The sequence below is a fragment of the Methanobrevibacter sp. genome, from assembly GCF_045636185.1.
Taxonomy (GTDB): domain Archaea; phylum Methanobacteriota; class Methanobacteria; order Methanobacteriales; family Methanobacteriaceae; genus Methanocatella.
In genome coordinates this window covers 1-5,815 of the sequence record NZ_JAZTXC010000148.1, presented here as the reverse complement: position 1 = coordinate 5,815, position 5,815 = coordinate 1, and the positions used below count along the sequence as shown (strand labels likewise).

Below are 5,815 nucleotides of genomic sequence, written 5' to 3'. Positions count from 1 at the left end.
GAGCCTTATTAACAACAATAGTTGCAGTAATCAATTCTGCTTCGTATCTGCTGTCGGTGAAGCTTGCGTTAACTGTGTAAGTTCTGGAATGTAAGTTAATAGGCAATACGGCATTACCGTCATCATCAGTCTTGATATTGTAGACTTTACCTGCAACACCGATTGCAACTCTAACGCCAGTAATAGCATTACCGTCAGCATCACTCAAAGCAACAATCCAGGAACTACCATCCTTATAAGTCATCTCCAAGTCATAGCCGGTCAAAACAGCAGCAGCTTTATTAACAGTTACGGTAGCATTAACAAATGAAGCTTCATAATCATCATCACCTTCGAATGTAGCATTAATTGCATATGTGCCTGAAATCAGATTGATAGGCAAGCTTGCAACACCATCAGCATCAGTCACACGATTGTAAACCTTACCTAAAATGCCCACTTTAACAATGGCATCTGCAATAGGATTGCCATCGGCATCAGTCAAGCTAACGGCCCAGGCAGAACCATCCCTATAAGCCATTACCAAATCATCAGCAGACAAAACAGAATCTGATTTAAGAGGAACTATTTCAGCAGTTAAGTTAATTTCAGCTCTAGTGTAGTATGAATCCTCATCATGGCGAACAACAACTTCATATTCCCCAGGTTCATCTAAAATAATCTCCCCATTTTCATCAGTGACTTTAGTTATATTTATAAAATTGCCATTAACAACACCTATAACAGTGATGTTTTGACCTGCTTCCTTATTGGATCTTGATGGTTTGGTTTCAGAACTGCCTGTGTTTGTGATTCCAGTTGCACTCCAATAAGTCACATTGGTAAAAGTAACTTCAGCATCATTTCTGGAATAGATTGCGTTTAAAAGGTTGTCGTTACCTGTGAAAGTAATTGTAATGTTATTATCATTTTTAGTTACTTGTAACTCTTCCGCATTCGCCCTATTGTTTAAGAAAAGAGAATTGGAAACGGTTTTAGTGGCTGCTGTACTAAAGAAGTAGATAGCAGAACCATTAGTTGCATTATTGCCAGTGAAATTACAATTTTTAACACTACCAAAAGACATCCAGATAGCACCACCATCTTCAGAAGCAGTGTTGTTAGTAAATTTACAATTTGTCACAGTACCAATACCACTAAACTTAATTGCACCACCTTGAGATGATGCAGAGTTGTTAGTAAAATTACAATTTTTTACTTCATGAATATTACCTGAAGAACTGAACCAGATAGCACCACCCCATTGGGTTGCATTGTTACCAATAAAATTACAATTTGTCACTTCACCATAATTATCAGAGTAAACTGCACCCCCATCACGAGAAGCAGTGTTGTTAGTAAAATTACAATTTTCAACACTACCAGAATACATCCAGATAGCACCACCGTCATAAGCAGAGTTATCAGTGAAATTACAATTTGTCACAGTACCTTCACCATTGAATTTAATAGCACCACCATAATTAGGAGCAGTGTTGTTAGTAAAATTACAATTTTCAACACTACCATAATACATCCAGATAGCACCACCCTCAGAGGTTGCAGAGTTATCAGTGAAATTACAATTTGACACAGTACCTGAATCCATGTTGATAGCACCACCATCTCCAAAAGCAGAGTTGTTAGTGAAATTACAATTTGTCACTTCACCATTATCTTCAATATAAACTGCACCACCCTCAATAGAAGCATAGTTATCAGTGAAATTACAATTTATAATCCTGCCTGATTCACTAAAGTAAACCGCACTACCACTACCAGTAGTGTTACCATTTATAAAAGTAATGTTTTCTAAAACCACATCATTACAATTAACTTGAAAGATACGTGCTTGACTTTTAGCATCAATTGTGTAGCCGTTACCGTTGATTGTAACAGGTCGGTCAATCACAATACCATCTACAAAAGCAACATCATAATTAGGGTCAAAATAAAAATCATTGGATAACCAGATTACAGAATTGTCATTTCCATTGATTGTATAATTCAAAAAGCAAAATGTATGCTCAGGAGTAACTGTTATAGTTCCTTCATTGACAGTTACATTGTCTAATTCTTCATATGATGCATTGACCAGATAAACACCATAATCATCAAATGTATATTCTGCCCACCAGGTTCCGTTAGAAGAATAATTAGCCTCAATTTCATCACCATTTGGTAATAAAAATAGTAATTTACCTTCCAAAATATCATTTGGAATATTGGATTCTGCAGTGATATTCACGGTTCTGTTATTGTGTGTAAGTGAAGTTACATTTGCATAATATGGTATGTTTGGTATTATTTTTATTGTTCTGTTAATCGGTCGGAATTCTGCATATTCAGTATCAAAAATAACATAATAAGAACCGACGGACAAATCTGGAATCCATCCATCACCGCTTAAACAACTGTAATTACCAACCCCACTATTATTGTTTTTAAAGTAAACACTAATTGAGATATTTCCATTAGTTATAGGAACGCTATTGATGTTTGTTTTTAAGTCAAAAGTTAATTTATCACCTGAGCCATAAAATGTTGTAAAATTATCAACATTCAATGTAGGTGGAAGATTATATGTATTTAAAGTTGTATCAGAATTTGTTTTGAAAATACATGTGTCTGCAGTAACGGATTGCATGCTTGAAATAGCACCACCTTCAGATGCGGAGTTATCAGCAAAATTACAATTTTCAACACTACCAGAACCCATGTAGATTGCACCGCCCCAACTATATTCGCCAGTTGCAGAGTTGTTAGTAAAATTACAATTTGTCACTTCACCATTATTCAGGAGGTAAACTGCGCCACCATCTCCAGAAGCAGAGTTGTTAGTAAAATTACAATTTTTAACAGTAACTTTATTTCTGAGGAAAACAGCACCGCCATCAGAGGTTGCAGAGTTATCAGTAAAATTACAATTTGACACAGTACCCTCATTCCAGAATAAAACTGCACTACCATAACTAGCAGAGTTATCAGTAAAATTACAATTTGTCACAGTACCAGAACCTATGTAGATAGCACCACCATAACTAGCAGAGTTATCAGTAAAATTACAATTTGTCACAGTACCTGAATCCATGTAGATAGCACCACCATATTCTGCATGGTTATCAGTGAAATTACAATTTTCAACAGTACCAGATTCACTGAAGTAAATACCTCCTCCATTACCATTATAATTAGCGTTTTTTATTGTTAGATTTTTAATAGTTACGCCGGAAGCAGTTACATAAAATGCTTGGATAGTTGAACCAGTCATATCAATGACTGCACCTTTACCGTCAATAACTCCTGAAGTTGTAATTTCAATAGTAGTTGTTCCTGCTTCACTTGTAGGATTATAAAGATAATAACTTTTTGTTAAGTTTATATTTCCACCATTACCAATCTCATTTTTTAAGTCAGTATAAGTTCTTTCATCATCACCTAATATGTCTAATTCATTTTTTGCACTCAGACTTTCACCATTGTCTGATTGAACTAGTTGGATATTTGGTTCGTTTGTCTGTAGATTATCGTTGATTATTTCATTGCCTGCAGATAATTCCATTTGATCTGTATCTTCACTGACCAATGAGCCGTTATCCACATCACTTGCACTTACAGTTGCAATTGCAAATAGAAAAATAGCAAGCATTATTATAATAATGTTTTTGCTGTATTTCAAAATATCCTTCTCCTATCATGATATGTATTTTTTAAGAATTTTATTTTATTCTAAACAAACAACCTATAAGAATGTTTTTCTGGTTTAAAATATTCAATTCTTACTTAAAAATCTATCAATGAATATATAAATAGATAACTGATTTGAAGAATAAAGGACCTATAAACTGTAAAATCTCTGCGGGTGAAATAATTTCAAATTTATTAACTATATATTTTTTAACATGTGAAAAATATGAAAAATAAGTTAATTAATTTAATAAAAACTAAAATAAATTTATTGGTTGAATTTCAGGTTTGAATATAATAAAAGGTAAAAAAGAGGTTGTAGGTATTGATTGTACCTAGTCTCTTCTAATAATTGTGTAACCACCTAAAACAGCAGATACTACTAAAAAAGCTAAGAATGGGTTACCGGTAACTAATTTTTGTAATGTGTTTATAGGGGTAGTTGCGTTAACTGTTGTGTTGGTTACGTTGTGGGTAACATTGCCGGTAGCATTGTCTGTGATATTTCCTGTTGTGTTTCCAACAATATTGCCAGTTGTGTTAGTCACATTATCTACAACTTTTGTATCTGTGGTGTTGGTTACGGTTGCATTGACATCAATTACATCATTTACCTTAACGGCAGTGTTTCCATCTGTGTTAATAACATTTCCAGCACCGTTTGAAAGTACGCTGGCGTTATTTGCTGCACTTACTACTCCTGCAGTAACTATAAGTAAGAATATTGCTAAAATTGCGAGTACATTTTTGTTTAATTCCATGTTAATCTCTCCTTTGATTATTTTTGATAAATATTGAATTATGAATAATTATTTAGGCGCTGTCAAAGAGTAATTGTTTTTTTTTCACGTTTGGCTCTTTACAGTACAGTTAAATATATGAAAAAGGCAGTATATAAAGCTTTTCGAATGTAAGTACTTACTTGCATCTTTAAATGCTAAAAAATGAAATATAAAAGAGTTATTTTCAAAATTAAATCTTATTATGTAATTATTTGGCAAAATATTAGTTTTAAGCGTTAAAATTTCTTTTGCATAATCATGTATTGTAATAAATTTTTGATATTTGACTATTCAAGTTTATCAAAAATCAATATAATTTTTCATTGTTTAAAATTCATGCTATTTAATTAAACAATACCTTTTCATTAATTGTTAGGACCATATTACAATATGTATATTCCTAAATTTTAGGCAATTGAATGGTTTTCATCAGTGTTCAATAAATTAACCATCTAATATATATACTATTTAAAAACATACATTAAATCATTAAAAATTATAAAGGTTTGATAATATGGTTAGATTTTCACATACTCTTGGTGATGGGCAGTCAAAAAACAGGGAAAAACCTTATGAACAGTTCAAGGACAATCCTTATTATATCCGTGAAGAAAAACAGCATCGCATAGTTCAGATGTCAGGAGATGACAGAATGTATTCTCAACCTCCAAAACAATTCTATCAACAAAAACCGATGTATTCTGAAGATAAATTCTACGGACAGCCCCAAAGAGAAGAACCAACTGACATTGTCTATGAAAAACCTATGATTGAAAGGGAATCCCTCAAACCAGATTTATCAAAACCAGAATTAAAATTCCCCGCTGATCAAAACATTCAATTCGGTGTCGAATACGCTTCAAATTCAAAACCTCCAGTCATTGGTAGTAACTACACTATCCGCTCAAACTCTATTATCTACAACGATGTAGTCATCGGAGATAATTTCAGAACAGGCCATAATGTCGTAATCAGAGAAAATACCAATATAGGTGATGACGTATTGATTGGAACCAATACAGTTATTGAAGGGGATGTGATTATTGGAAATGATGTCAGCATTCAGTCTAACGTATATATTCCAACCAATTCTGTAATTGAAGATCGTTGATGGCGTAGATGTCGAAGGACACAATGACAGAGATCTGACATTCATCGCAAATGCCGTCGCCCTTCACGTCTGTATGAATGCTGCAGACGGTGGATCCTGGCAGTGTGGTTGATTGAGTATCATTCTCGACGCAGCCGCATAAAAGCAGCGCAAAAATAAATCCAATAATCCAAAGCTTTTTCATGATCTTCTCACCTTTGTGTTCTTGATGTGTTTATTTTACAATAGATTTCCAGACTGTGCAACAAAAAAGTCC

Annotated in this window: 2 protein-coding genes and 1 pseudogene; 1 reads left to right on the top strand and 2 read right to left on the bottom strand. The window is 33.6% G+C overall.

The window, feature by feature from the left end; genetic code table 11:
• Positions 1–3,658, bottom strand: a 3,658-nt coding sequence (locus ACKI3Q_RS08310) for a right-handed parallel beta-helix repeat-containing protein (protein WP_407416089.1), incomplete at its 3' end; no start/stop codon positions are given.
• Positions 3,659–4,001: 343 nt separating this feature from the next.
• Positions 4,002–4,427 (bottom strand): hypothetical protein, encoded by a 426-nt coding sequence (locus ACKI3Q_RS08305; protein WP_407416087.1) that lies wholly within the window; start codon positions 4,425–4,427, stop codon positions 4,002–4,004.
• A 787-nt stretch (positions 4,428–5,214) separates the two neighbouring features.
• On the opposite strand from ACKI3Q_RS08305, the pseudogene ACKI3Q_RS08300 reads away from it, so the two are divergent.
• A pseudogene (locus tag ACKI3Q_RS08300) lies at positions 5,215–5,553 on the top strand (hypothetical protein); the annotation flags it as partial.
• Positions 5,554–5,815: the final 262 nt, after the last annotated feature.

Excerpts from the sequence above, each read along its gene's own strand:
- ACKI3Q_RS08305 (WP_407416087.1), bottom strand. The coding sequence starts at position 4,427 with ATGGAATTAAACAAAAATGTACTCGCAATTTTAGCAATATTCTTACTT.